Annotated in this window: 3 protein-coding genes; all 3 read right to left on the bottom strand. The window is 52.6% G+C overall.

The genetic code is table 11. The features are described 5' to 3' along the window. Positions 1-98 precede the first annotated feature (98 nt). Positions 99-764: a hypothetical protein gene (locus Q376_RS24785; RefSeq protein WP_155834263.1), complete on the bottom strand. Its 666-nt coding sequence runs from the start codon at positions 762-764 to the stop codon at positions 99-101. Between the two features lie 107 nt (positions 765-871). Then, complete coding sequence (locus tag Q376_RS0109240; RefSeq protein ID WP_027350070.1) at positions 872-1540, bottom strand: hypothetical protein; 669 nt, start codon at positions 1538-1540, stop codon at positions 872-874. Positions 1541-2101: 561 nt separating this feature from the next. Further along, a partial coding sequence (locus Q376_RS25055) for a hypothetical protein (RefSeq protein WP_043447157.1) occupies positions 2102-2563 on the bottom strand: 462 nt, incomplete at its 5' end.

Below are 2563 nucleotides of genomic sequence, written 5' to 3'. Positions count from 1 at the left end.
GGCTCAGCTCGCCTTGGGACGCAAGCCTCGCGCCCTGGTAGCGCTGGTCGCCTTCGCTTGCCTGTTCAACCAATCCATGCCGCCACTTCCTGCGACGACTACTCTCGCGGTTTGATGGGATTTTTCTCTGCGTACTCTATGAAACGTTTATATATGATCGGATATCTTGCCTTGAATCCCGTTCCCGTGTCGTCAAAATAATTCGTCATATTGGCCAGTTTGTCACAGCGCTCGATACATTCGAACCAAGGTTGGCCTGACCAGTCGCCGGTATTATCGAGCTTGAACCCAGTCAGTTTCTCTCGGAAGAACCAGCGTTTTTGATTCTTGATGGATTCCCACCCATAGGCATGGCCATTGGGATTGATATAGATGCGTTCGAAATATTCTCCCCCTTTGGCTTTTGGGTTGGAGGGATCGCAGTCCTTACTTCTGATTCTCTTGGGAGCTAAACTAGACTCTTTCATACATATGACTACATCGTAGTCCTGAGAACCGATCAGATAGCGCCCCTTTACCACATGGGTTATCTCCCAACGGTAAGATTTTTTCAATGGCGGTCTTTGCGCTCCATTACCGAGTGGAGGCATCACACTAGCCAAGGGCGCCTCCTTATCCTGCTCGACAGCGAAGACTGGATAGTCGTTTGGATCCACGCGAAAGATATTGTCATCGGCGACAAAATTGTCCTCGGTCCCTGCCGACATATAGTCCTCATAAGAAGCGCAGCCGCCCAGCAAGCTCGCCAACAGGAGACTAGTCACCAAACTTATACCTTTCAGGGTACAGGCCGATATAGGGTTTATAAAACTCGTCAAAATTATGCTCCCAAGGAAATAATGGAACGATGTAGGCATTTGGATTAAGCGCTTTACCCAAGACCCCCCCCGTTGACCAGGTCGCCAGCGCCGATGGTCAGCGTCGCGTTATGGGCGGCGATATTTCCAAACGGCATAGAGAAGAGATGGCCACCGTCGACCAAGTTATTGGTAGCAAGATAATTGGCACTCAGAGTCCCCAGACTATGGCCCGTGGTGAGACCACCAAAACCTAGTAATGCCAAGTGATCCTGCACAGTGGAATCGGGCAGCCCTTGGTAGCCCAGGGCGATATCGATCGCATCGAAGGGCAACCCTTGGATATCGCGATTCAGTACTCCACGCTCCCTGAGGCGATCGGTAAGCTCATAGCCACCATCCGTCGCACTAAACCGCGTTCCCACGCCGGGTAACTGCGCTCCGATGATCGAGCCACTCATCAGCGCCCAGTTGAGCTGCTCGCCACTCAAGCCGATGCTCTCGGCGAATTCACTCTGCACTTTGCCCATGACCTGCTGAGCACCGAGCAGCGCGATGCGATTGCCCACCACGTCCCAGGCGCCATTCGCCACGCTGGTGCCAATCACTTTCGCGCTGTTGATGGGATTGTTGTGGAATGTCCCGCCAGCAAGGTAGTTACCCAGCCCGCCGGTAATCGCGCCATTGAGCGCAGCCTGATTCCACGCCTGTCCTTGGCTGACGGCACCGGCGGCGCTTCCCACTGCACCGCCGATGGCCCCCGCTACCGCGGCGTTGGCCCAACCAGCGGGGCGGTCGCGGTCTGGGCGGCCCAGATCGAAGCTGCTTATTATTAGACATGCTCATTGCCTATTGAAGTAGTCGACACCTTCCTTCGGCCTGAATATCATGCGTGGCGCACCATCGGACCTTTCACCAAGAACATAATAAATATGCCCCTCCTTGGGCCTTCCCTGTTTACTCTCTTGCTTAATTAATGACACAAGCCCGACTAGGATCTTTCGTCTCCTCGAAGCGCCAAGAAAGGATCGTATCGTTTGGATCGACCAGCAGCGAATACCGGCAGTGTGAATTCCATTTTATGAAATAGCGAGTATTGGGCGGTTCTTGATCTATGCGGTAGTAAATCGCCTCCCCTTTTGGAACAAAAAATCTGTACCCACCCCCTGTTTCGTCCCGGTTTTCACTTGGATCGAATTTTGTTCCGATCAACCTATCCTTGCTTTCTTTCCAGTAACTGTGACATCCACTCACAATAAAAAAACACGCCAACACTAATGAAATTAATATGCCCCTTGTGACTTTCATCTATCATTCTCCCAGGATTGATCGATCGTCGGTTTGAGCCAATAGTATTGGTCAGCAAGGCTGCCATAATTCAACATTAGCGCAGGGGGCATGGATCCAATGTTTGTCGCCACATTTGCTATTTTATTCTCCTCCAGCCAATTCATCCAGGTGTCGTGAAGAGTAGCGAAAGAGTTGAATCCTGGCACGGCATTCAAAGCGTTACTGATCGGTGTTCCATGGCAAATAGAAAACGATGATAGGCATACGTCGTTGAAGCCAATGTTTTTCCCTTCGCGCACGGCGCCTTCCAGGATGACCGTGGGCACGCGGAAGAAACCGTCTTCTGGAATGGGGAAGAATTTTGCCCCCTCTGGCCTGTCCACGCCGGGCCGCAGGTCTGGCTCTCGACCGACCCAATATCGATACGCCTCTCCCGTCAGCCCGATACCGGCCACGGTCACCCAATCCTCGGAACC

It is taken from the genome of Halotalea alkalilenta DSM 17697, from assembly GCF_000621205.1.
Lineage (GTDB): Bacteria > Pseudomonadota > Gammaproteobacteria > Pseudomonadales > Halomonadaceae > Halotalea > Halotalea alkalilenta.
This window is presented reverse-complemented; position numbering and strand designations above follow the sequence as displayed.